Source organism: Leisingera sp. XS_AS12 (genome assembly GCF_041224635.1).
Lineage (GTDB): Bacteria > Pseudomonadota > Alphaproteobacteria > Rhodobacterales > Rhodobacteraceae > Leisingera.
Genome location: NZ_JBGFGM010000126.1, coordinates 128,074 through 152,489, shown reverse-complemented (window position 1 = coordinate 152,489; position 24,416 = coordinate 128,074). Strand labels below are relative to the sequence as shown.

The window sequence follows — 24,416 nt, the reverse complement described above, 5'->3', positions numbered from 1 at the left end:
ATCCCGGGATTTGATCAGACTATCCGGCGTTCAGGCCTCGAGAATATCGTCGGCGTCATCCACGTCGGGCCGGTCGAACTCCAGACCATGAGCGGCGCGGATCTTGTCCTCGATGTCGTAGGCAATGGCCGGGTTCTCGCGCAGGAAGGTCTTGGCGTTTTCCCGCCCCTGGCCGATCCGCTCATCCCCGTAGGAGAACCAGGCACCGGACTTGTTGACGACACCGGCCGCCACGCCCAGGTCCAGCAATTCACCCATCTTGGAGATGCCTTCACCGTACATGATGTCGAATTCCACCTGCTTGAACGGCGGCGCCACCTTGTTCTTGACCACCTTGACGCGGGTGGAGTTGCCAACCACCTCGTCCCGGTCCTTGATCGAGCCGATGCGGCGGATGTCGAGACGCACCGAGGAGTAGAATTTCAGCGCGTTGCCGCCGGTGGTGGTTTCGGGCGAGCCGAACATGACGCCGATCTTCATGCGGATCTGGTTGATGAAGATCACCATGCATTTGGAACGGCTGATGGAGCCGGTCAGCTTGCGCATCGCCTGGCTCATCAGGCGGGCCTGCACGCCGACGTTGCTGTCGCCCATGTCGCCCTCAAGCTCGGATTTCGGCGTCAGCGCCGCAACCGAGTCGACGATCACCATGTTCACCGCGCCCGAGCGCACCAGCGTGTCGGTGATTTCCAGCGCCTGTTCACCGGTGTCGGGCTGCGAGATCAGCAGCTCGTCCAGGTCAACGCCCAGCTTGGCCGCATATTGCGGGTCCAGCGCGTGTTCCGCGTCGACGAAGGCACAGACGCCACCTTTTTTCTGCTGTTCTGCAATGCAATGCAGCGTCAGCGTGGTCTTGCCCGAGCTTTCCGGGCCGTAAATTTCGATGATCCGCCCCATCGGCAGACCGCCGATGCCAAGGGCAATGTCCAGCCCCAGAGAGCCGGTTGAACTGGCCTCGATCTCCTGCATGGCACTGCCGTCGCCGAGCTTCATGATCGAGCCCTTGCCAAACTGCCGCTCGATCTGGGCAAGCGCGCTGTCCAGCGCCTTCTGCTTGTCACCGCTTACTTTGTTCTTCATGGTCAAAAGATCCGCCATAGTCCCTTGTCCCTTTCTATGTGTCACACACCGGGGCGCGCGGCAATCACTGCTTTGTTCACCTCTTGTTCCTTATCGGATCAAAACGGGAACATTGCAACAGAAAACTGCTGTACCCACTGCGCGGGCAAGATGTTAAGGAAGTATTTACGATAATCGGGCGCCACCAGTTTTTACCGGACGGTTTATGAAATGATGATATTTTACAAGGAACGGCTGGCGTTGTTGTCAGTCCCCAAGACCGGCACCACCGCCCTGCAGGAGGCATTGCGCGACCGGGCCGATCTGATCATTTCCGACCCGCCGCAGCTCAAACATGCGCCGCTTTACCGCTACAACCGCTGGATTCGGCCCATGTTCGACAAGGTCTGCGGCGCGGAGCTGGAGGTGGTCGCCGTGATGCGTGAACCGATCAGCTGGCTTGGCAGCTGGTTCCGCTATCGCCAGCGCCCGGCGCTGGACGGGCATGCCAACTCCACCCGCGACCTCACTTTCGACGCCTTCGTGAAGGCCTACTGCAAGGGCAAGCCGCCCGCCTACGCCAACGTCGGCAGCCAGGCGAAGTTTCTGGAAGCCCAGCCAAATGGCTGCAAGGTCGACCACCTGTTCCGCTACGAGGACACGGATGCGCTGCGACTGTTCCTGGAGCATCGCCTGGACACCGACATCCGGCTCGAACGGCGCAATGTCAGCCCGCAGGCGGCGCTGACCCTCACGCCGGAAGCAGAGGCGCATCTGCGACGCAAACGAGCGGCGGAGTTCGACCTCTATGAAAGCATCCCGGCCGCGAACCAGCCGGTGCAATCCGCCTAGACCGACAAGGCGCAGTCAGGCGACGCGGTCACCACTCAGTGCAACTGAGCGTGAACAGTTTCCGTCAACTGATTGAGCGAGAAGGGTTTTGGCAGGAAGACCGAGTTCGGCACTTCGGGGTCGGCTTCGCCGAAGGCGCCCTCGGCATAGCCGGACACGAAAACCACGCGTGTGTCGGGGCGCTCTTTCAGCGCCTGTCGCACCCAGCTGGGTCCGTCCATCCCGGGCATCACCACATCGGTGACAAACACATCCACCGTCAGCCCCGGATCCTCCAGCGTGCGCAGCGCGTCCTCGGCGGATTCGGCCTCGAGAACGGTGTACCCCCGCATCCGCAGCGCACGGGATGCAAAGGCGCGCACCGGCGCTTCATCTTCCACCAGCAGCACCACGCCCTCGCCGTGCTGCGCATTGCCGCCGCGCTCGGTCACATCTGCTGGCGCTTCCGCGGCCTTGGGCTCGGCCTGCGGTTTGTAGACCGGGAAGAACAGCGTGAACTGGGTGCCTTGCCCTTGCACGGAATCCACGAAGATGTAACCGCCCGTCTGCTTGATGATGCCGTAGGCGGTGGACAGGCCAAGACCCGTGCCCTCACCGGTGCGCTTGGTGGTGTAGAACGGCTCAAACACCTTTTGCAGCTTGTCCGGCGCGATGCCGACGCCCTCGTCCGAGACCTTGACGGTGACCCAGTCGCCGGCCGGAACCGTGGCGCGGTTGCGCTCGAGAGGTTTGTCGAGCGACAGGACCTCGGTTTCGACACGGATTTCGCCCCCTTGCGGCATCGCATCGCGGGCATTCACCACCAGGTTCATCAGCACCTGTTCGAGCTGGCGTTTATCAGCGCGGATCGATTTCATCACCGGGTCATGGCTCAGCGTCAGGGTGACCTTCTCGCCGACCAGACGGTTCAGCAGATGGGTGAGATCCGACAGGGTATCGCGTACATCCAGCGTTTCCGGCTGCAGTGTCTGTTTGCGTGAAAAGGCCAGAAGCTGGCTCACCAGCGAGGCAGCCCGGTTGGCGTTTTCATGGATCTGGATCAGGTCGCCGTAATCCTGGTCGCCCTGGTCGTGACGCAGCAGCAGCAGGTCGCAATGGCCTGAAATCGCGGTCAGAAGGTTGTTGAAATCATGCGCAACACCGCCCGCCAGCTGACCGATTGCCTGCATCTTCTGGCTTTGGACAAATTGCGCCTCGAGCGTCTTCAGCTCAGTCGCATCGTTCAGCACCGCGATCAGGACGGGCTCGCCCTCTTCCACCGTGCGGGTCAGGGTGACCTGGACAAACACCTCCTTGTCGCCACGCGACAGGCGCAGAAACTCGGACTTGTTCGGCGCCAGACCGTCGGCCGTATCGCGCAGCCAGTCCGACATCGGCCGTCCCAGGCCCTCCATCAACTGGCCCAGTTTCAGGTTGGCACAGCTGCTGACACCCAACAGGCGCAGGGCCATCCGGTTCGCGCTCAGAATCTCGCCGCTCGCCGCCACCTTCAGGAAGGGAACCGGCAACGCCTCCAGACCGGCCTGGCTGGAGTTGAGGCCGCTTTCATCGACTTCCATCAGGAACAGCTCGCTGCGACCCTGGGTGCGGTTCTTCTCGCTGACCAAAACGGAAACCGGCCCGTTCTTGGTGCTGAGCGTGTTGATCTGCCCCGGCAGGATCGGAAGCGACGGAAACAGGCGGTCCGTCGATTTCACGCGCTCGCCGATCAGGGTGCGCGCGGCTTCGTTCATGAACAGCACCGCCCCGGTGCGGCCCACCGTGATCATCGGCACCGGCATTGCATCGGCACCACGCCCGCTGCTGCTGCGCTCCTGAATATCCTCAACCCGCCACAGGAAGCTGCCGCCGGTCATCTGGTGCACGGCCAGCCGCACATGCCCGCGTCGCGTGACGATATCCTCGCGCGCGGCGCCATCCACACGTGCCCGGCTTTGCAGCCGGTAGAGCACCGCGGAAGGGTTCGCCAAAACCGAGCGCAACGTTCCCGCCAGCGTGTCGCGGGTGGCATCCTGAAACCGCTTCACGGCGGCACCGTTGCAAGCGTGGATCACACCGTCGTCATCGGTGACGAAACTGGGAGTCGCGTCTTTCTCGATAAAGCCCGTCAGTAACTCAGCAGCCATCGCGCGCGCATTCAGCCGCAGCCGTGTCTGCACCATCATCAGCACCGCCACGGCAATCAGCGTCAGCCCGACCATGATGAATCCGCGCCCGATCCATTCCGGCAGAGGCAACAACCAGGGGCTGGCGATCAACATCACCGCGAGCAGAACGGTCGCTGCAAGCCGGGCGTGCTCGGGCGCGTGAACGCGCAGTTCCGGAACGGAGGTTTCTTGGCGACCGGGCATTAGGACTCCGCTACTTTTGCTGAGATGCCGCCATAACGCGGCGGTTCAGGTTAAAACCACGTTAAGAATACCAAAACTTTTCCAGCTGGAACCCTAGCAATCGCCAGTCTGGCGCGTCAACACGGCAACATGGAAACCATCGGTCCCGTCCTGCACCTTCCAGCTGTGCTCGCAGACCAGTTTCCACCCGGCATTTTCCTGAAGAAACCGTTGAACTTGCTCGGTATTTTCCCCGCGCAGCATCGAGCAGGTCGCATAGGCCAGATAGCCGCCCGGCGCGGTCAGCCGCGCGGCCTCACGCAGGATGCTGGCCTGCACTTGATACAGGTCTTGCAACCGCTCAGCCGTCAATCGCCATTTACCTTCGGGCGCGCGACGCCAGGAGCCGGACCCGGAACAGGGCACATCGCACAGCACCAGATCGAACGGGCCAGCGCTGTCGAGAGCTTCGGTCGCAAGACAGCTCACCTCTGCGCCCGCCCGTGCAGCCCGCTGCGGCAGATCCTTCATCCGCCTGGGGTCGGCATCATGGGCAAACAGGTCAATGTCGGCCTGTGCGGCCATGGCCAAGGCCTTGCCGCCACCACCCGCACAATAGTCCAGAACCTTCATGCCGTCGCTCAGCGGTAATTGTTCGACCACCGCCTGGCTGGCCGCATCCTGCAGTTCGACCAATCCGCTCTGATAGGCCTCGGCGTTGCGCAACCGGCGCGCGCCCTCGACCACTTCGAGCGCCATCCGTGCAGCGGGGTGCTCTGTGGCCTCGATACCATCCGCCCGCAGACGCTCCAGCGCTTCCGCCACGGTACCCCGACGCGGGTTCACGCGCAGGTGCACCGGCGCGCGGGAGCGCAGCGCCCGGGCCGCGTCGGCGGCCCCTGCCCCAAGGCTGGCGCGAAACTCCGGCCACAGCCAGTCGGGAATATCAAGCGCTTCGGCGCTGTCGGCCTCCAGCGGTGCAGGCAATTGCCGCTCCTCGGCCGTCAGCGCTGCGGGAGCGTGCCCGACCCCGGTAAAAACGGTATCGGGGTCAGTGCCCGCCTCGCGCAAAGCGCCCAGGATCAGGCCGCGCCCACTGCGGGAGCCGCCAAGAGCAGCATGCGAGCGCAGGCAGCGCAGGGCGGTGAACACGTGATCGCGAACCGCCGCGCGGTCCTTGGAACCGGCAAAACGGCTGCGCCGCCCCCAGGAGGTCAGCGCCTTTTCCGCCGCTTCCCCGGCCAACACCTGGTCGAGGATCTCAATGGCCGCCTGCAGGCGGGCGGCGGGGGTCATGCCCCTGCCCCTTGGTCACATGCGGCCATCATCGTCTCAGCCCACCCGGTAGTTCGGGGCTTCGCGGGTGATCTGCACGTCATGCACGTGGCTTTCCTTGAGGCCGGCGCCGGTGATGCGGACAAAGTTGCAGTTCTTGCGCATCTCGTCGACGGTGGCGCAGCCGGTGTAGCCCATTGCCGCGCGCAGGCCGCCCACCAGCTGATGCACAACCGCACCAGCGCCGCCCTTGTAGGGCACCTGGCCTTCGATCCCCTCGGGCACCAGCTTGTCGCTGGCAGCATCCTTCTGGAAATACCGGTCGGCAGAACCGCGCGCCATAGCGCCCATCGAGCCCATGCCGCGGTAGGATTTGAACGAGCGACCCTGGTACAGGATCACCTCGCCCGGCGATTCATCGGTACCCGCGATCATCGAGCCGACCATCGCGCAGGATGCGCCCGCCGCGATCGCCTTGGCAAAATCGCCCGAGAACTTGATGCCGCCATCCGCAATCACCGGTACGTCGCCCGCCGCGCCCGCGCAATCCATGATCGCGGTCAGCTGCGGCACGCCCACGCCCGCCACCATGCGGGTGGTGCAGATGGAGCCCGGGCCAATGCCGACCTTGACCGCATCGGCCCCCGCGTCGATCAGCGCGCGGGTGGCTTCGGCAGTGGCCACATTGCCCGCGATCACCTGGATATCACCGTATTTCGCCTTGATCCGCTTGACCGCGTCGATCACCCCGGCCGAATGACCATGGGCGGTATCCACCACGACGACGTCGACGCCCGCATCGATCAACGCTTCGGAGCGTTCGAAACCGCTGTCGCCAACGGAGGTCGCCGCAGCGACCCGCAGACGGCCCAGTTCATCCTTGCAGGCGGTGGGGTTCAGAACCGCCTGTTCGGTGTCCTTCAGGGTCAGCAGGCCGGTCAGCTTGCCATCCTTGTCGGTAACCAGCAGCTTTTCGATCCGGCGCGCCTTCATCAGGGACTTGGCTTCTTCCAGGTCCGCGGGCTCATGCAGCAGCGCCAGGTTGTCGGAGGTCATCATCACCGAGACCGGCGTGCTGTCATCCGAGGCAAACCGCATGTCGCGATTGGTGACGATGCCGACCACGCGGCCAGCCCCATCCACCACCGGGAAGCCGGTGACCCGGTAGCGTTCCTGCAGCGCCTTGGCGTCGGCCAGGGTCTGATCGGCGGTCAGGGTAATGGGGTTGTAGACGATGCCGGAGACAAAGCGCTTCACCCGGCGGACTTCCTGCGCCTGCTCTTCCACGTTCAAGTTCTTGTGGATCACGCCCATGCCACCCGCCTGCGCCATGGCAATCGCCATGCGAGCCTCTGTCACCGTGTCCATCGCAGAGCTGAGCAGCGGGATGTTCAGCGACACCGACTGCGTCACCCGCGTGCGCGTATCAGCCGTATTCGGCAACACGCTGGACGCGCCCGGAACCAGAAGAACATCATCAAAGGTGAGAGCCTCACGAATCTGCATTTGTCATCCCCATGCATAACCCCGTTTGGCGGTGACCCTATGGCACAGAACTGGACGATGGGAAAGAGGCCCGGGGCAGAAATCCTGCGCTGCAGCATCGCACACGCCCCGCAACGGCATGCCCGCCGGGCCGATTTTCCGTTAAACCCGTGCTGAAACCTGCAAAAATGCCGCCCGCAGACCTGAAAATGCCGCGCCATGCCTTTCGCCCGCCGCAAAAGCCCATATGCTCCGCCGAAACTGCGGAAGTGAGAAGGCCACCGGCATGACTGACGAACCCCTCGTTGTGTTTACCCCCTCCGGCAAGCGCGGACGTTTTCCCGTAGGTACGCCGATCCTGACGGCGGCGCGTCAGCTTGGCGTCGACCTGGATTCTGTCTGCGGCGGCCGCGGCATCTGCTCGAAATGCCAGATCACGCCATCCTACGGTGAATTCCCCAAACACGGCGTCACCGTGGCAGAGGGCGCGCTGAGCGAGTGGAACAAGGTCGAACAGCGTTACAAGGACAAGCGCGGGCTGATCGATGGTCGCCGCCTGGGCTGCCAGGCCACGGTGCAGGGCGACGTCGTGATCGACGTGCCGCCGGAAAGCCAGGTCCACCGGCAGGTTGTGCGCAAACGCGCCGAGGCCCGGGACATCGTGATGAACCCCTCCACCCGGCTGTTTTACGTCGAGGTCGAAGAACCCGACATGCACAAACCCACCGGAGACATGGAGCGGCTGATCGAGGCCTTGGAAACCCAGTGGCAGCTGAAGGGTGTCAAGACCGACCTGCACATCCTGAGCGTCCTGCAACCGGCGCTGCGCAAGGGCGACTGGAAAGTCACCGTCGCCGTCCACCTCGGCGACGAGAGCCACCCGCCCAAGATCATGCACATCTGGCCGGGCTACTATGAAGGCACGGTTTACGGGCTGGCGGTCGACCTCGGCTCCACCACCATCGCCGCACATCTGTGCGATCTGAAAACCGGCGAGGTCGTCGCCTCCTCGGGCATCATGAACCCGCAGATCCGCTTTGGCGAAGACCTGATGAGCCGGGTGTCCTATTCGATGATGAACAAGGGCGGCGACCAGGAGATGACCCGCGCGGTGCGCGAGGGCATGAACGCGCTGTTCACCCAGATCGCTTCGGAGGCCGGGATCGACAAGGCGCTGATCGTCGATGCCGTCTTCGTCTGCAACCCGGTGATGCACCATCTGTTCCTTGGCATCGACCCGTTCGAACTTGGTCAGGCGCCCTTTGCGCTGGCGACCTCCAACGCGCTGGCCTTGCGCGCGAACGAGCTGGATCTGAACATCCACCCGGCTGCCCGTGTCTACCTGCTGCCCTGCATCGCCGGCCACGTCGGCGCCGATGCCGCGGCGGTCGCGCTGTCGGAAGCGCCGGACAAGTCCGAGGACCTGGTTCTGGTGGTCGACGTCGGCACCAACGCCGAGATCCTGCTCGGCAACAAGGAAAAGGTACTGGCCTGCTCCTCCCCCACCGGCCCGGCGTTCGAGGGCGCGCAGATCTCCAGCGGCCAGCGCGCCGCCCCCGGCGCCATCGAGCGGGTTGAAATCAACCCGGAGACCAAGGAGCCGCGCTTCCGCGTCATCGGTTCCGACGTCTGGTCGGACGAGGACGGATTTGCCGAATCCATCGCCACCACCGGCATCACCGGCATCTGCGGCTCCGGCATCATCGAAGCAATCGCCGAGATGCGGCTGGCGGGCGTGCTGGACGCCTCCGGTCTCATCGGCTCGGCCGAACAGACCGGCACCAGCCGCTGCATTCAGGACGGGCGCACCAATGCCTACCTGCTGTGGGACGGATCTGCCGATGGCGGGCCGACCATCACCGTCACCAACCCCGACATCCGCGCGATCCAGATGGCCAAGGCGGCGCTCTACTCCGGCGCGCGGCTGCTGATGGACAAGTTCGGCGTCGACAAGGTCGACCGGGTGGTGCTGGCCGGCGCGTTCGGTGCGCATATCTCGGCCAAGCACGCGATGGTGCTGGGCATGATACCCGATTGCGAGCTGAACAAGGTGACGTCTGCGGGCAACGCGGCCGGCACCGGCGCCCGGATCGCGCTGCTGAACACCGATGCGCGCGCCGAGATCGAAGAAACCGTGCGCCGCATCGAGAAGATCGAGACCGCGGTGGAGCCGCGCTTCCAGGAGCATTTCGTCAACGCCTCGGCGATCCCGAACTCGGCTGAACCCTTCCCGATCCTGGAAACCGTGGTGACCCTGCCGCAGGTCAACTTCAACACCGGTGGCGGCGAGAGCGGTGCCGCGAGCGGTGGCCGCCGAAGACGCCGCCGCGGCTAAGACCAAACCTGTGGAAAACAGCAGCGTCGCCCTTGACCTCATTGGCGGCGCAGCATAATTCTTCGTTCCACAGGCGGGTATGATGTAATGGTAGCCTGTCAGCTTCCCAAGCTGAACGCGCGGGTTCGATTCCCGCTACCCGCTCCAGTTTCCTTTCTTCTCTGCACCGCCTAAGCATCAGGCAGGCCGCCGTGATGGCACGGATCCCGTAGGCCTAGTACCGCGGCGTCGCACCAAAACACACCGAATGTGCTAGACTGCCCGCGTGCACCCGATGGTCGGGTCACGTGGTTGAGAGGGTATTGGTATGGCACAGTTTGGTTCGATCAGCGCGTTTGTCTGCATCCTGGCGGCAGGCAACGCCCTTGCTGGAACGACCTGGGACCAGGGCGGACAAGGCACGGGCACCTCAAGCAGCACGGTGACGCAAATCGCCGACAATCACATGGTGATGCAGGTCAGCAGTACTTACGAAAAAGTCGACATGGAAAGCCCCGACCACCCGATGAACGGCGCATCAGGCCCCTGCTTTGGCGCGGTTGAGGTCTCCGCAGGCGCCGCCTCGGGTGGCGGCATCTGCGCTTTCAAGGACAAGGCTGGCGACAGCGTCGTCTTACACTGGGACGCCGAGGCCATGGAGGCAACCGGCGCCCTCACCGGCAGCTGGACAATCAGCGGCGGCACCGGCCCCTGGGCCGAGGCCAGTGGCGGAGGTCGCTTTTCGTCGCTGACGGATCCCGCGAGCGGAAATTTCGTCAATACGATCACCGGCAACCTTACGATGCCTTGACCAAGGAGGTCCGCAGTCGTTTTTGCGGCCAGCTGGCAGCCCGAGGCCGCGCTGACGATAGCTGTGAGGTCACGTCTCAGGGCGCCCAGTGCACCCGTGCCTCGGAGAGCACGGCCTGAATAGGCGCTTCCTCCGGCGGCAGGGTCATCGCGCGCTCCAGGGCTGCGCGTTTCGCGTCGCCGAAGATCACGAGATGCTTGGCAATCGCCGCATCCAGAACCCGTGCGGTCAGGCTGATACGGGCTTCGGGCTGGCTGTCCGGGCGCATCACGGCAAAGGCAGGCGCATCGGCCGCCAGCGCCTCCTCCAGCCCGTCTGCACCGGGAAACAGCGAGGCCGTGTGCATGTCTTCCCCCATGCCCAACAAGACCACCGACAGGGGCAATTTATCCTGCAGTTGCCGCTCCAGCTCGACTGCGGCCGCGGCGGGGTCCTGGCCGGGCAGGTAGAAAGGCATGAACTGCGCCGCCGCAGCGCGGTTCTGCAGCAGCCGCGCCCGGATCATCGCCGCGTTGGAGCGCGGATTGTCCTCTGCCACCCAACGTTCATCAGTGGCCATGACCTGCACCCGCGCCCAATCGATGTCCGCGGCACAGAGGTCATCGAAAATCGGCGCCGGCGTGGTGCCGCCTGCAACCGCCAGCGACACCAGATCATTGTGCAAAAGGTGGGTCTTCAGATCGCCCGCCATTTCATTGGCGACCTCGATCGCCAACATGTCTCGATCAGCGTATTCGTTGAATTTCATGGGTTTATTCCCCTCCACTCACGCCCATCGCGGCGCATTAACAAATCAGCGTCACCGGGTCCGGTGCTGCCGCTGTCATATGGTTTCGGCACGTCGCCGCGGGCTTCCCACCCCGCGATGATGGGGTCGGTCCAGGCCCAGGCCGCTTCGACCTCGTCACCACGCATGAACAGCGTCTGGTCGCCGCGCACAACGTCCATGATCAGCCGTTCATAGGCATCCGGCGGAGTGCCCCCCTCCTCGCCCAGGGCCTCGGCAAAGCTCATGTCCAGGGGCACGTCAATCAGGCGCATGCCACCCTGCCCCGGCTCCTTGATGGTCACGCTCAAGGTGATGCCCTCGTTGGGCTGGAGCCGGATCTTCAGATGGTTTGCGTGGCGTCCGGCTTCTGCACCAAAGATGGAATGCGGCGCATCCTTGAACATGACGTTGATCACCGAAGACCGTGCGACCAGCCGCTTGCCGGTGCGCAGATAAAACGGCGTGCCCGCCCAGCGCCAGTTGCTGATATGGGCCTTCAACGCCACGTAGCTCTCGGTGCGGCTGCGCGGATTGCCGACCGTATCACGGTAGGACGGATGCGCCTGCGCGCCCCCCTCAGCCGCCTGCCGCGCCTGATATTGACCGCGCACGATGTGATGCGGCTCGACCGGGTCCAACGCCCGGATCACCTTGAGCTTTTCGTCCCGCACGGCATCCGGGTCGAACTTGGCCGGAGGCTCCATCGCGATCAGGCACAAAAGTTGCATCAGGTGGTTCTGCATCATATCGCGCATGGCACCCGAGCGTTCGTAATAGTCTTCCCGCCCCTCGATGCCGACGGTTTCGGCCACGGTGATCTGGATGTGGTCCACATACTGGCTGTTCCACAGCGGCTCGAACAGCATATTGCCGAACCGCACCGCCATCAGGTTTTGCACCGTTTCCTTGCCCAGGTAGTGATCGATGCGATAGATCTGCCCCTCGTCGAAATGACTGGCCAGTGTACGGTTGAGCGCCTTGGCCGTCTGGAGGTCGCGGCCAAAAGGCTTCTCGACCACGATGCGGGTATCGCCATTGGTCAAGCCATGACTGTGCAAGCGCTCCGCCAGCGGTGCAAACAGGGCCGGTCCGACCGAGAAGTAGAACAGACGAACCGGCACCTCCGCGCTCGGCCGCAGTTGCGCGGCAAGCTCTTCCCAGCCTTGGGTGCCCATTCCGTCAAGCGCCACGTAGCTGACGCGCGACAGGAAACTGGTCAGCTCTGCATCATCGACGCCGCGCGGGCCACAGTGCTCGCGCAGGGCCGTCGCCACGATGTTGCGATAATCGGCACAACTCAGCCCTGCCCGCGCGGCACCTATGATCCATTCCGATCCCGGCAACTGTCCGGCACAGTGGCGCCGGAAAAGCGCAGGCAGGATCTTGCGCTGCGCCAGATCCCCCGTACCGCCAAAGATCACCAGGTCGAAGGGGGCGACCGGTATGATACGCGAAACCATCGTTGCTCTTCCCGCTTGTTGCTCGCCCTGACTGGCGTGGCCCAGGCACACTGACGCTCACATCCGTGTCATGTAAAGGTCCGGCGGCTTTCAATTCCCGCATAGTATAAGGTAGCTTGCGCGGAAGGGAACTGCTGCAAAGGATATCCGCATGAAAGATCTGCAAAAACCCGCTGCAAACACGGGCAAGTTCCAGGACCCTTATATTACCGCAGACGGGCAACCCCGGGCATCGGTCCCCCTCAGCAATCCGCAGACCCTGTGGTTCAACACCGGTACACTCTGCAACATCGAGTGCGACAACTGCTATATCCTCAGCTCCCCGACAAACGACGCGCTCGTGTATCTGACCGCCGCCGAGGTCGAAGACTATCTCGACCAGCTGGAGGCACGTGGCTGGCCGGTGCAGGAAATCGGCTTTACCGGCGGCGAACCCTTCATGAACCCGCAGATGATCGCCATGGCGCGCGCGGCATTGGAGCGCGGCTACAAGGTCCTGATCCTGACCAACGCCATGCGGCCCATGATGCGCAAATCGGTGCGAGCGGGGCTGCTGAACCTGCAGCAGGCTTTTGCCGACCAGTTGACCCTGCGCATCTCGGTCGACCACCACAGCAAGGCCCTGCACGACAAGGAACGCGGCGCAGGCAGTTTCGCCAAGACCCTCGAAGGCATGCAGTGGCTGCGTGACAACGGCTTTTCAATGGCGGTTGCAGGCCGCACGGTCTGGGGGGAGAGCGAAAGTGACGCGCGGGCGGGCTACGACGCGCTCTACCGCGCCCATGGTTTTGCAATCGACGCCTTCGATCCCGGCCAGACCGTGCTGTTCCCGGAAATGGACGAAACCGTTGAAGTGCCGGAAATCACAACCGCTTGCTGGAACATCCTGAACAAGTCACCGGACAGCGTCATGTGCGCGTCCTCGCGAATGGTGGTGAAGCGCCGGGGGGCTGAACGCCCGGCCGTGCTGGCCTGCACCTTGCTGCCATATGCGGAGGAATTCGAGATGGGCAGCACCCTGGCCGACGCCGAGCGGGCGGTACAGCTGAACCACCCGCATTGTGCCAAATTCTGCGTATTGGGCGGCGCAAACTGTTCCGCCTAAGCTGCCCCCCGCCCGGGCAGGAGGCCCGAGCAGGAGGTTCAGTCATCCGGACGTAACGTCTGCCGGGATCAGGCGAAAAACGCCCACTCGCCGACCGAGAAGTTGTCGGCGGTGAGGGTGACGTCATTGCTGAATTCAACCAGCACATTGTCGCCGTAGTAGAGCTTGTCCGCGTCATTATCCATGAACAGGCGATCCTCTTCCGCATCCTGCCACTCCTGACGGTCAAAGGTCACGGTCGCATCGCGGGGCAGCAGCTCCCTGGCTTCCTGCTGGTCGAACACGAAGACATCCTTGTCGGCGTCAAAGTCCCGGACAACCGCGACGGTGGAATAGGCATCCAGTTCAACGAACAAGCGATCCCGACCGCCGCCCGTCTTGATCGTATCGGGCGCGTTGGCAAAGCTTCCCGTCAGAACATAGATGTCATCGCTTCCAGCGCCCGCGGACACGAACTCGCTGTGCATCCCTTCCAGGACGATGGTATCCTTGCCGCGGCCGGTGCGGATATCCACATCCAGGTCCTGCGCATGGCTCACCGTCGAGCCGTGGATCACCACCGTGTCATTGCCATTTCCGGTATTGACGCGAACGTCGGCAGACACCGCCCAGCGGGCGCTGAAATCGAAGTAGTCATGCCCGCTGCCCGTTGCGACATTCAATTGCCCGATGCTGCTGTAGGCCTTGTAGATAACCGCATCATTGCCCTTCAGGGTGCTTATGTCGATCTCTGCTCCCGAGCAGTTCTGATACTGCGCGATCTCCAGCGTATCATCCTGAGTGCCAGCGACGATTGCGAAGGTGCCACCGTTGAAAGCGGGCATGGCCGAGCTGTAGTTGCCAAGGGAGATATCGTAGTCCCAATGCTCCACAGACCTTACGCTGGTTTCGATCAGGCTCAGCTCCAGTCCGCCCTGATCGACCGCATTGATCACAATGTCGGATGCGACGGTGTCATAGCCCCGGCCACCATCAAAACTGATCTGCCGGTAGTCGCTGTAATGCGCGACATATCCCTCTTCCCTGGTGAAATCGAAGTGCAGCGTTTCGAGGGTGTCATCCCCGCTGCCACCAAAGAACCGGTCGGACTGGTCGGGGCCGAAAACCCGGTCGGGATCATTCTGGTCGAAATCGTGATGAAAGATCTCGAAGACATCATCCCCGCCGCGGCCATAAAAGCTCTCGCGGATTTCGGTGGTCGCCTTAAACCGGTTGTCAATATCTGTGCCGTAAACGCGTGTACGCATGAGAATTTGCCTTGCCTCAATTCTTTACCATCGGCACCGGCAGGCATTGCACCAAGGGGGCACAACCTGAACACCTGCCGAAACCTGTGGTCGCGACCCTATTGCGCGAGTCGGAACGCGGCAATTGAAAAACAACGCAAATTCGTCCTGATCCCATCGATCAGCGCAGTGCGGCGTCTCGCAAGATGTGGTCAGTGGATCGGGAATTCTCCCACCACGTTTCGCCATTCATTGGGACCGATCATCTTGCGATGGCTGAACCGTACTGAATGCAAGGGGCCGTCGATCTCGCGTTGCCAGAACTCGATGAATTCGAACAGGCGTGGATGATCGGGCAAAAGGTCGTATTGCTGCCACACGAAGGTGTTCAGCACATGGGTGTAATCCGGCATGTGGTAGGTCAGCTCCGCCGTGGTCAGCCCATATCCCTTCAGCATCAGTTCAGTTTCGGTTGTCTCCATAATTGTCCTCCAATTTTATCCCCCTTCCCATGATGCTAGGAGGCAATTGGTTAATTTCTGTTAAAACCTGCATCATACCGTAAAATCGGTCTCGCCTGCGGACCGCCGGGCTGTGTGCTTGCGCCTCATATGCGGTATCTGATAAGGTGCTAACACAAGATATAGAGCCAGAAGAAAGAGCGGGCAGCCAACGTGAGCGATACGCCGGAAACTCCTGAAAATATGGATGAAAACCTGCCGGAACGGCCAGTCTATGACGGTCCCACGGTCTCCATCGAGTCCGAGATGCGCAACTCGTATCTCGATTACGCGATGTCGGTCATCGTCAGCCGCGCGATCCCGGATCTGCGCGACGGGCTGAAACCGGTGCACCGGCGCATTCTCTATGCAATGCATGAGTCCGGCAACACCCACGACAAGCCTTACCGGAAGTCGGCCCGCCCCGTCGGCGACGTGATGGGTAAATACCACCCGCACGGCGACAGCGCGATCTATGACGCGCTGGTGCGGATGGCGCAGGACTTCTCGATGTCGCTGCCCCTGCTGGACGGCCAGGGCAACTTCGGCTCGATGGACGGCGACAACCCGGCGGCCATGCGTTACACCGAGGTGCGCATGGACAAGCCCGCTGCGGCAATCCTGGCGGACATCGAAAAAGAAACCGTCGATTTCCAGGACAACTACGACGGCAAGGACCGGGAACCCACGGTTCTGCCCGCGCGGTTCCCGAACATGCTGGTCAACGGCGCCGGCGGTATCGCCGTTGGCATGGCCACCAACATCCCGCCGCACAACCTGGGCGAAGTGGTTGATGCCACGCTGGCGCTGATCGAAGACCCGGACCTGACCAGCGAACAGCTGATCGACTACATCCCCGGCCCGGACTTTCCGACCGGCGGCGTGATGCTGGGTCGCTCGGGCGCGCGCAAGGCATACCTCGAGGGTCGCGGCAGCGTCATCATCCGCGCCAAGACCCGCGTGGAGGAAATCCGCAAGGACCGCTACGCCATCGTCGTGGACGAGATCCCCTATCAGGTGAACAAGGCCGCGATGATCGAGAAGATCGCCGAGCAGGTCCGCGAGAAGAAGATCGAAGGCGTCGCCCACGTACAGGACGAATCCGACCGCAACGGCGTGCGGGTCGTGGTCGAGCTGAAGCGCGATGCAACGCCCGAAGTGGTGCTGAACCAGCTCTATCGCTTCACCCCGATGCAGACCTCATTTGGCTGCAACATGCTGGCCCTGAATGGCGGCCGCCCCGAGCAGCTGACCCTGCGCAAGTTCCTGACCTCCTTCATCGAGTTCCGCGAGGACGTCGTTGCCCGCCGCACCGCTTACGAGCTGCGCAAGGCGCGCGAGCGCAGTCACATCCTGTGTGGTCTGGCCGTCGCGGTCTCCAACGTCGACGAGGTGGTCGCCACCATCCGGGCCTCGGCCGATGCCGCCGAAGCACGTGAAAAACTGATGACACGACGCTGGCCGGCCGCCGAGATCGCGGACTACATCCGCCTGATCGACGATCCGACCCACACGATGAACGACGACGGGACCTACAACCTGTCCGAAACCCAGGCCCGCGCCATCCTCGAGCTGCGTCTGCAGCGCCTGACCCAGATCGGCGTCAAGGAAGTTACCGACGAGCTGGAAGAACTGGCGCGCAAGATCAAGGAATACCTGGAAATCCTGTCCTCGCGTGAGCGCATCATGGGCATCATCGCGGACGAGCTGCGCGAGGTGCGCGACAACTTCGCCGTGCCGCGCCGCACCGAGATCGTCGACTGGTCCGGCGACATGGAGGACGAGGACCTGATCGAGCGCGAGGACATGGTGGTGACCGTGACCTCCGGCGGCTACATCAAGCGCACCCCGCTGGCAGACTTCCGCGCCCAGAAGCGCGGCGGCAAGGGCCTCAGCGGCATGCAGACCAAGGAAGAGGATGTGGTGACCACGCTGTTCGTGGCCAACACCCATACCCAGCTGCTGTTCTTCACCACCGACGGCATGGTCTACAAGCTGAAGACCTGGCGCCTGCCGCAGGGCGGCCGCACGTCGAAGGGCAAGGCGATCGTCAACATCCTGCCGATCCCGCCGGGCGTGTCGATTGCCGCGATCATGCCGGTCGATGTGCCGGACGAGGAATGGGAAAACCTGCAGGTGGTCTTTGCCACCTCTGGCGGCGACGTGCGTCGCAACCGGTTGTCCGATTTCACCAACGTTCGCCGCAACGGCAAGATCGCGATGAAACTGCCCGAGGACGGCTCGGTGCAGCTGGTCAACGTGCGGATCTGCTCGGAAGACGATGACGTGATGCTGTTCACCAACTCGGGCCGCGCCATCCGCTTCCGCTCCACCGATGTGCGCGTGTTCAACTCGCGCGAATCCACCGGTGTCCGCGGGATCAAGCTCACCGGAGAGGATCGGGTGGTCTCGATGTCCGTCATCCGCCATTCCAAGTACACACCGGAGCAGCGCACGGCCTACCTGAAGATGCGTCGCGCCATGGCCGGTCTGACCGACGACGCCGAGGCTTCGGATGAGGACGCGGTGGAAGATCCCAACTTCTCGACCGAGCTCTATGCCGAGATGTCGGCAGCGGAAAACCTGATCCTGACCATTACGTCGGGCGGTTCGGGCAAGTTGTCGTCCAGCCACGACTACCCTGTGCGCGGCCGCGGCGGTATGGGCGTCACCGCCATGGACAAGGCGATGCGCGGTGGCGAGATCGTCGCGTCCTTCCCGGTGGAGATGGACGACCAGATCATGCTTGCAACCTCCAAGGGGCAGTCGATCCGGGTACCGGTGGAGGGAATTTCCTTCCGCTCCCGCTCTGCCGGTGGCGTGCGGGTGTTCAACACCGGCAAAGGCGAAGAAGTCGTCTCGGTCGCCTGGATCGCGGAGAACGGCGAGGACGAAGAAGAGAGCTGAAGCCCTTTTCACAATGCATCAACGACAACGCCGCCCCGCAGTTCGGGGCGGCGTTTTTTTGGTGTTTAACACACTGCTAACCCTTCTGTGCCAGCCTCATCCTGTGGTTGACCATCTGCGAGGAGACGCCTGATGAACCTCTATCACTGTGCCATCGATCTGCACCACGAGGCCAAGGCCCTGAGTTTTGCCAGCGCGGTTGACCAATGGTTGGGCTACCTGAAGGAACGCGGCGTGGTCCAGAAATGGCGCCTGCTGCGGCGCAAGTTGAACCTCGCCAGCGGCGACTCCCGTGATTTCATGCTGGAGATCGAATTTACCGATATGACCCAGCTGGACCAGGCCTTCCGCGTCCTTGGCGAACATGACGAGGAAGTGGAGAAGCTGTATTCGAATGTCTCGGCGTTGATTGCCAGGGCCGACTACGGCCTCTATCGACCGTTCCCCGACCCGGAGCGGGCCGAGCGCATGGCATTGATCTGACCGCCGAGCGAATTCAGATCAGCGTCGGCGCCAGAACGAAGCTTGCAAAAAGCAGATAAGCTACAGCTGTGTGCATCTTGTTACCCTCTCAACTCACCACGTTCTGAGAGGATACCCCAACAATACGGCAATTCCGGGGCAACCGCTGCGCGTCACCCCGGACCCCTGCCCGCCCCGATTTACAAATCGTAGATCAGGCCGAATTTTTCGTTCAGATACGCCAGCAGCGGCTCATGCCCCGGCTCCATCCCGGACGCATGAATGATGGTGTCGCGCGGGCTGCGCAGGCCACCGAAGTTTTGCAGGTTCTGGCGCAACCAGCCAGTCGCGGCCGAGGTAACGCCTGTCGCCAGCTCTGCATCCAGGCCCGGCACGTCCCGTCGCAGCGCCTGGTACAGGCAGCCGGAATAAACATTGCCAAGGGCATAGGTCGGGAAATAACCAAACAAGCCGACGGACCAGTGAACATCCTGCAAGCAGCCATTCGACGGCTTGTCCACGGCATAGCCGAAATCCGCCTCGAAGCGATCGTTCCACGCGGCTTCAAGGTCGGCGACCTCCAGATCCCCCCGCATCAGCGCGCGCTCCAGATCAAAGCGGAGCATCACATGCAGGTTGTATTGGAGCTCATCCGCCTCGGTGCGTATGTAGCCTTTGTTGACGCGGTTCACCGCTGCATAGAAGGCATCCGCATCGGCGATGCCGAAGTCGCCAAACATCTCCTGCATCTGCCCGAACAGCCATCCGGTGAAGGCGCGGCTGCGCCCGATCTGGTTCTCGTAGATCCGGCTCTGACTTTCATGCACCCCCATCGACACCCCGCGTCCCAGCGGCGTCAGCAGGAACTCGCGTGAGATGTTCTGCTCGTAGGCGGCGTGACCGACCTCGTGGATGGTGGAATAGATGCAGTTGAAAGGATCGGTGGCACTGGTGCGCGTGGTGATGCGCACATCCAGCCCGGAGCCGGAGCTGAACGGGTGAACCGCCTTGTCGACCCGGCCATGGCGCAAATCATAGCCGAAGGTTTCGGCGATCTTGACGCTCAACTGCATTTGCTTGGCTTCGTCGAACTTGCCTTCGACGGCCTTGGGGGCGGGACGGTCCAGCACTTTGGCCCGAAGCTCAACCAACCCGGGGCGCATGGCATCAAAGATCTCGGCGATCCCCGCGCCGCTCATGCCGGGTTCATAATCCTGCACCATGGCGTCATAGACATCACCACCCGCAGCCAGCGCCTGGCCTTCTTCGCGCTTCAGAGCGACCACTTCGGCCAGGACGGGCAGGAAGGCGGCGACATCCTCGGCGGCGCGGGCCTCGGCCCATTTGCCCTGTGCCTCGGACGTGACCTGGGCAAGACGCTTGGCCAGATCGGCGGGGACCTTCACCGTGCGCTCGTAACTGCGGCGGATCTCGCGCAACTGCGCCGCTGCGACCTCATCCGAAGCGTCAGCCTGCTCCAGCCATTCGGCCACGCGCGGATCGCTTCGGCGGGCATGGAGCACCGCTTCGATCGCGGCCATTTCCTCGCCCCGCTGCGGTGCCGCGCCCCGGGGCATCACGGTTTCCTGATCCCAGCCGAGACGGCCCGCGATCTGCGCCAGCGCCTGCGTTTCGCGTTCAAACGCCATCAATTCGTCAAATGCGGTCATGGTCTCAATGGTCCTTGATCGAAGTTGCAATCGGATAGGCCGACAGGTAGCGGGCGCGCAGGATCAGCACCCAGACGACAATCGCCACCAGCTGGTGCGTGATCGCCGCATGCAGCGGCGCCGCGTAGAGCACCGTCACAATCCCCAGCACCACCTGAACCGACATCGCGGCGATCACCGCGTTGAAGGCAAACCGGGTCCGCGCATGGGCGGAACCGCGCCCCCGCAGCCAGGCGACCACCGCAAAGGCAAACAGCAGGTAGCCCGCCACCCGGTGGATGAACTGCACCAGGCCGGGATTTTCAAAGAAGTTGCGCCACAGCGGCTCGACCATGAACGGGTTCGGGGGGAACACCTGACCGCCCATCAGCGGCCAGTCGGTATAGGAGCGCCCCGCGTCGATCCCGGCCACCAGCGCCCCCAGCAGGATCTGCAGGAAGGCGAAATGCATCAGGCCGGTGGACAGGCTGAACAGCTTCGCCTCCTTGGCCCGGCGCGCCTGCATCAATTCCCGCTCCTCGCGTCCAAGCAGCAGCACGTACCATGCAATGTAGCCGAGGATCACAAAGGCCAGCCCAAGATGCGTCGCCAGACGATAAGAGGCGACAGAGGTCATGCCCTCTCCCTGAGTGACGCCAGAGGCCACCATCCACCAGCCGATCGCGCCCTGCACCGCGCCCAGCACACCGGGCAGCAGCAAGCGTCCGGTCCACCCTGCCGGGATCTTCCGGGCGACCAGGAAGCCAAAGAAGCCAAGGGCCCACACCAGACCGATCACGCGCCCCAGCTGACGGTGCCCCCATTCCCACCAGTAGATTTCCTTGAAGTCCGCAAGCTCCATCCACTGGTTCTGGATGCGCCATTGGTCGATCTGCTTGTACTTGTCGAACTCGGCCTGCCATTCGGCCTCGGACATCGGCGGGATGGCACCGGTCACCGGTCGCCATTCGGTGATCGACAACCCGCTGTCGGTGAGCCGGGTCAGCCCGCCGACGACGATCATGGCCACCACCAGGCCAAACAGCACCATCAGCCACGCGCGAATGGCCCTGCGAGCGCCGGAACGGCCACGATCGATCACCCCCGGCTGTACCACGGGCGCATCGGATTTCTCGCCCTCGACTTCTTGGAAAATGCTACGCTTGCTCATGCTTGCCTCGTCAACTTTGCTGCCAAGCTAGGGGTGGTTTCAGCTGTGGTCCAGTGCGGCTTATTGGCCGTCCCGTTCCTTCCAGCGCACCATCTGCCGCATGATGCCATGCAGCATCTGCACATCGGAGCGGGTCATCCGCATGCGGGACCAAAGGTTGCGCAGGTTGGTTTTCATTCCCTCAGCCTTTTCCGGCGGGAAGAAGAAACCCGCCTCATCCAACCGCTGCTCGTAATGCTCGACCAGCTTTTCCACCTCTAGCCCGGTGGCCCATTCGCCCTTGCGGCCGAGATCGGTGGTTTCATGCACCACTTCCGCGGATTGCCGCATCCATTCATAGCCGGTCAGCAACACGCATTGACCGAGGTTCAGCGAGGCATAGAGCGGGTTCACCGGCACCGAGATGATGGCGTTGGCCTTGGCGATGTCCTCGTTCTCCAGGCCCGCGCGTTCGGGGCCGAACATCACCGCGACCTTCTCGCCTGCGGCGATCTTCTCCGCCGCGATCTGCATCGCGCGCTCGGGGCTGTAGACCGGTTTGGTCAGCCCGCGCTGGCGGGCGGTGGTGGCGAATACATAGGTGCAATCGCCCAGCGCCTCGGGCACGTCCGCGCAGAGCTGCGCCTCGTCCAGCAAGCGACCCGCGCCCGACGACATGGCCACGGCCTTGGGGTTGGGCCAGCCGTCACGGGGCGCCACGATGCGCATCCGGTCCAGTCCGAAGTTCCACATCGCCCGGGCTGCGGCACCGATATTCTCGCCCATCTGCGGGCGGACAAGGACAAAGGCGGGTTGGGGGTTTTCCGTGGGCATCTTCATCTCCGGCAAAATCGGCACAGCTCTACTGCCCACAGCGCTGCGGGGCAAGGTCCGGCGCCGCCTGACCGCCCTTTTCCTGCCCCTCGCACCGCGCAAATCCTTGCGTCCCGCAGCAAATCGGATAAATACCGACCAATTCCCTGAATATTGGAGCGCCACGATGGAAAGCCCTGCAGACGCACCGGAACAGCCGCAGATCTACCTGATCTCCCCGCCCAGTTTCGAGCTGGGCAAATTTCCCGGTCAGCTGGCACGGGTTCTTGATGCGGTCGAGGTCGCCTGTGTGCGGCTGGATCTGGCCAGCCGTGACGAAGACACGCTGAGCCGCGCGGGCGACGCCCTGCGCGAAGTGACGATGGCGCGCGACGTGGCGCTGGTGATCTCCGACCACCAGATCCTGGCCGAGCGCCTGGGGCTGGACGGCGTCCACCTGACCGATGCGTCAAAATCCATCCGCACCGCGCGCAAGGCGCTGGGGCCGGATGCCATCGTCGGCTCCTTTTGCGGCGCGTCGCAACACGACGGAATGGTCGCGGGCGAAGCAGGCGCGGATTACGTCAGCTTCGGTCCGGTCGGCACGTCCGGTCTCGGCGATGGCGCACAGGCCGAGGTTGACCTGTTCCAGTGGTGGTCCGAGATGATCGAGGTGCCGGTCGTCGCCGAAGGCGGGCTGACCGAAGACCTGGTGCGCCAGGTCGCGCCCTTCACCGACTTCTTTGGTATCGGTGATGAAATCTGGCACGCCGAAGATCCCCTGGCGGCGCTGAAGACGCTGACCCGGGCGATGGGCTGATCCGGGCCGATCCAGCGGAAAGTGGGCGCCTTACAGAACCAGGCGCTCAACCAACCAATAGCCGCCGACCACCGCGATGGTGAGCGATGCCGGGATCGCCACCCGGCCCCGGTATTTCGGGTGCCGCCCGAACCACAGGCGCACCCCCAGATAGGCCACTGCGACCACCGCAACCTGAACCGCCGCCACACCCAGGCCGAAGCCAACCAACGCGGGTGACACCGCGCCCGGAGGCAGCCCGGCTTGCGCCAATGGTTGGGCAAGCGCAAGGCCGTGCAGCAGGCCAGCGACCACGACCAGCACCACGCGCCAATAGTGCAAGCGACGGACAAAGATATTCTCCACCGCCACCAGAACGATGGTCAGCGCGACCAACGGCTCGACCACTGCGAAATTGACAGCCACAGCCCCCACAGCGCCCAGCGCGAGCGTCAGGCTTTGCCCCGCAAGGAACAGGCTAGCCTGCAACATCAGCGGCCACAGGCGCGGGCTGAGCAAGAACAGTCCGAGCACGAACAGCAGGTGCTCCACTCCCTTGGCCGGAACATGGGCCATCCCGAGACGCGTATAATCGGCAAGGACCTCCATCGGGGCGCCGACAGCGCCGCCGCCGATCGGTATCGCGACGGACCGCTGTCCAGCCTTCAGAAAGCCGGTATAGGGCGCCTCTACGGAATTCTGGCGCAGCACCACCTCGCCGGATCCGGTCGGCCATGAGATCCGCAAGCTGCGCGCATTGGCTGGCAGGGATCCGACCAGGCGCAATGTCGACGCGCGCGGCACGGTCGTATCACCGACATCCGGGATGACCACGGTCTCCAGCGCCAGCTCTACGGGGCCATTGGCAGTGACCGAGAGGTCGTTCAACCAATCCTCGGCAAAGAGACGCACCATCGGTTCAATCTCTGCCGGAGCCAGCGCCCGAAGTTCATCGTAATCGGCGGATAGCGGGCTTTCCTCGGTATTCGCCAGCCGATCCAGATCCATCCCCGCCACGAAGGCTTCCGCGTTCATCCGCAGCTGCAACGTGATCCGGCCTTCCGAAACGGAGAAATCCACGATCGTGGGCGTCACCTCGTGGCTTCGGGCAGGCGAGGCAACAGCGGCAAAGGCGCAGATCACGAGCGCGACGCATATCCGCAGCCCTTTCAAACAACGCCGCAATCCGGAGGACAACGTCATGTCATCTTGCCTGTACCACTCCCCACTGCTTGTGCCGGACGGCGCGCCCCTTCCGGCGCAATTTACCTGATGTGGTCCCACGAGTGTTGGATAGCGCTCTCAAGATAGCAAGCACCTTTGTTTCGACACCTGCACCGTCGTTGCCCCGCTATGCCTGCGTGAATGCAAACAGCAGGCGCACCCGCTGACCTCTTGCCGTGTGACACGCGCCTGGCAACCGCCAAGTCTCAATGCGCCGGGCCTTTAC

General features: G+C 63.2%; 19 protein-coding genes and 1 tRNA gene. 8 read left to right on the top strand and 12 right to left on the bottom strand.

The window, feature by feature from the left end:
• Positions 1-30: 30 nt before the first annotated feature.
• A complete protein-coding gene (gene recA / locus AB9K35_RS21015; RefSeq protein WP_222453229.1) occupies positions 31-1,098 on the bottom strand; it encodes a recombinase RecA in 1,068 nt (355 codons plus the stop codon).
• A gap of 192 nt (positions 1,099-1,290) precedes the next feature.
• Between recA and AB9K35_RS21010 the strand changes: the two genes are divergently transcribed.
• Positions 1,291-1,911 (top strand): gamma-glutamyl kinase, encoded by a 621-nt coding sequence (locus AB9K35_RS21010; protein ID WP_369929164.1) that lies wholly within the window; start codon positions 1,291-1,293, stop codon positions 1,909-1,911.
• A gap of 35 nt (positions 1,912-1,946) precedes the next feature.
• On the opposite strand, the gene AB9K35_RS21005 is transcribed toward AB9K35_RS21010, so the two are convergent.
• From AB9K35_RS21005 to guaB, 3 genes are all read right to left on the bottom strand, one after another.
• Entirely contained in the window at positions 1,947-4,262 is a 2,316-nt protein-coding gene (locus AB9K35_RS21005; RefSeq protein ID WP_369929162.1) for an ATP-binding protein, read from the bottom strand.
• 93 nt (positions 4,263-4,355) lie between these two features.
• Positions 4,356-5,537 carry an RsmB/NOP family class I SAM-dependent RNA methyltransferase gene (locus tag AB9K35_RS21000; protein WP_369929160.1) on the bottom strand — a complete coding sequence of 394 codons (1,182 nt, stop codon included), beginning with the start codon at positions 5,535-5,537 and terminating at the stop codon, positions 4,356-4,358.
• Between the two features lie 36 nt (positions 5,538-5,573).
• A complete protein-coding gene (gene guaB / locus AB9K35_RS20995; RefSeq protein WP_369929158.1) occupies positions 5,574-7,022 on the bottom strand; it encodes an IMP dehydrogenase in 1,449 nt (482 codons plus the stop codon).
• Between the two features lie 265 nt (positions 7,023-7,287).
• Between guaB and AB9K35_RS20990 the strand changes: the two genes are divergently transcribed.
• The 3 genes from AB9K35_RS20990 (at position 7,288) to AB9K35_RS20980 (ending at position 10,126) form a co-directional block, all read left to right on the top strand.
• Positions 7,288-9,336: an ASKHA domain-containing protein gene (locus AB9K35_RS20990; RefSeq protein WP_369929156.1), complete on the top strand. Its 2,049-nt coding sequence runs from the start codon at positions 7,288-7,290 to the stop codon at positions 9,334-9,336.
• Positions 9,337-9,409: 73 nt separating this feature from the next.
• A tRNA-Gly gene (locus AB9K35_RS20985) sits at positions 9,410-9,483 on the top strand.
• A gap of 160 nt (positions 9,484-9,643) precedes the next feature.
• Complete coding sequence (locus AB9K35_RS20980) at positions 9,644-10,126, top strand: hypothetical protein (protein ID WP_369929154.1); 483 nt, start codon at positions 9,644-9,646, stop codon at positions 10,124-10,126.
• 76 nt (positions 10,127-10,202) lie between these two features.
• On the opposite strand, the gene pgl is transcribed toward AB9K35_RS20980, so the two are convergent.
• Positions 10,203-10,874 carry a 6-phosphogluconolactonase gene (gene pgl / locus AB9K35_RS20975; RefSeq protein WP_369929152.1) on the bottom strand — a complete coding sequence of 224 codons (672 nt, stop codon included), beginning with the start codon at positions 10,872-10,874 and terminating at the stop codon, positions 10,203-10,205.
• Positions 10,871-12,355, bottom strand: coding sequence for a glucose-6-phosphate dehydrogenase (gene zwf, locus AB9K35_RS20970; RefSeq protein WP_369929150.1), 1,485 nt, complete (start codon positions 12,353-12,355; stop codon positions 10,871-10,873). Before zwf ends, pgl begins: the two co-directional genes overlap by 4 nt.
• Positions 12,356-12,506: 151 nt before the next feature.
• Here zwf and AB9K35_RS20965 point away from each other — a divergent pair, with 151 nt between their 5' ends.
• Complete coding sequence (locus AB9K35_RS20965) at positions 12,507-13,460, top strand: radical SAM protein (protein ID WP_369929148.1); 954 nt, start codon at positions 12,507-12,509, stop codon at positions 13,458-13,460.
• Positions 13,461-13,528: 68 nt separating this feature from the next.
• On the opposite strand, the gene AB9K35_RS20960 is transcribed toward AB9K35_RS20965, so the two are convergent.
• Together AB9K35_RS20960 and AB9K35_RS20955 are read right to left on the bottom strand one after the other, a co-directional pair.
• Positions 13,529-14,707 (bottom strand): hypothetical protein, encoded by a 1,179-nt coding sequence (locus AB9K35_RS20960; RefSeq protein WP_369929146.1) that lies wholly within the window; start codon positions 14,705-14,707, stop codon positions 13,529-13,531.
• A gap of 191 nt (positions 14,708-14,898) precedes the next feature.
• Positions 14,899-15,168: an usg protein gene (locus AB9K35_RS20955; RefSeq protein WP_369929144.1), complete on the bottom strand. Its 270-nt coding sequence runs from the start codon at positions 15,166-15,168 to the stop codon at positions 14,899-14,901.
• Positions 15,169-15,390: 222 nt separating this feature from the next.
• Between AB9K35_RS20955 and gyrA the strand changes: the two genes are divergently transcribed.
• Entirely contained in the window at positions 15,391-18,093 is a 2,703-nt protein-coding gene (gyrA, locus tag AB9K35_RS20950) for a DNA gyrase subunit A (RefSeq protein WP_222453241.1), read from the top strand.
• 132 nt (positions 18,094-18,225) lie between these two features.
• Complete coding sequence (locus AB9K35_RS20945) at positions 18,226-18,576, top strand: DUF6614 family protein (RefSeq protein ID WP_369929142.1); 351 nt, start codon at positions 18,226-18,228, stop codon at positions 18,574-18,576.
• A 179-nt stretch (positions 18,577-18,755) separates the two neighbouring features.
• On the opposite strand, the gene AB9K35_RS20940 is transcribed toward AB9K35_RS20945, so the two are convergent.
• Genes AB9K35_RS20940 through AB9K35_RS20930 form a run of 3 tightly spaced genes read right to left on the bottom strand, consistent with a single transcriptional unit; the run spans position 18,756 to position 22,188 of the window.
• Positions 18,756-20,225, bottom strand: a complete 1,470-nt coding sequence (locus tag AB9K35_RS20940) for a carboxypeptidase M32 (protein ID WP_369929140.1) — start codon at positions 20,223-20,225, stop codon at positions 18,756-18,758.
• 4 nt (positions 20,226-20,229) lie between these two features.
• Positions 20,230-21,375: a heme A synthase gene (gene ctaA / locus AB9K35_RS20935; protein ID WP_222453244.1), complete on the bottom strand. Its 1,146-nt coding sequence runs from the start codon at positions 21,373-21,375 to the stop codon at positions 20,230-20,232.
• Positions 21,376-21,435: 60 nt separating this feature from the next.
• Complete coding sequence (locus AB9K35_RS20930; RefSeq protein ID WP_222453245.1) at positions 21,436-22,188, bottom strand: RNA methyltransferase; 753 nt, start codon at positions 22,186-22,188, stop codon at positions 21,436-21,438.
• 166 nt (positions 22,189-22,354) lie between these two features.
• Between AB9K35_RS20930 and AB9K35_RS20925 the strand changes: the two genes are divergently transcribed.
• Positions 22,355-22,987, top strand: coding sequence for a thiamine phosphate synthase (locus AB9K35_RS20925; RefSeq protein WP_222453246.1), 633 nt, complete (start codon positions 22,355-22,357; stop codon positions 22,985-22,987).
• Positions 22,988-23,017: 30 nt separating this feature from the next.
• Here the strand turns inward: AB9K35_RS20925 and AB9K35_RS20920 are convergent, their stop codons facing one another.
• Positions 23,018-24,169: a HupE/UreJ family protein gene (locus tag AB9K35_RS20920; protein ID WP_369929137.1), complete on the bottom strand. Its 1,152-nt coding sequence runs from the start codon at positions 24,167-24,169 to the stop codon at positions 23,018-23,020.
• Between the last annotated feature and the right edge of the window lie 247 nt (positions 24,170-24,416).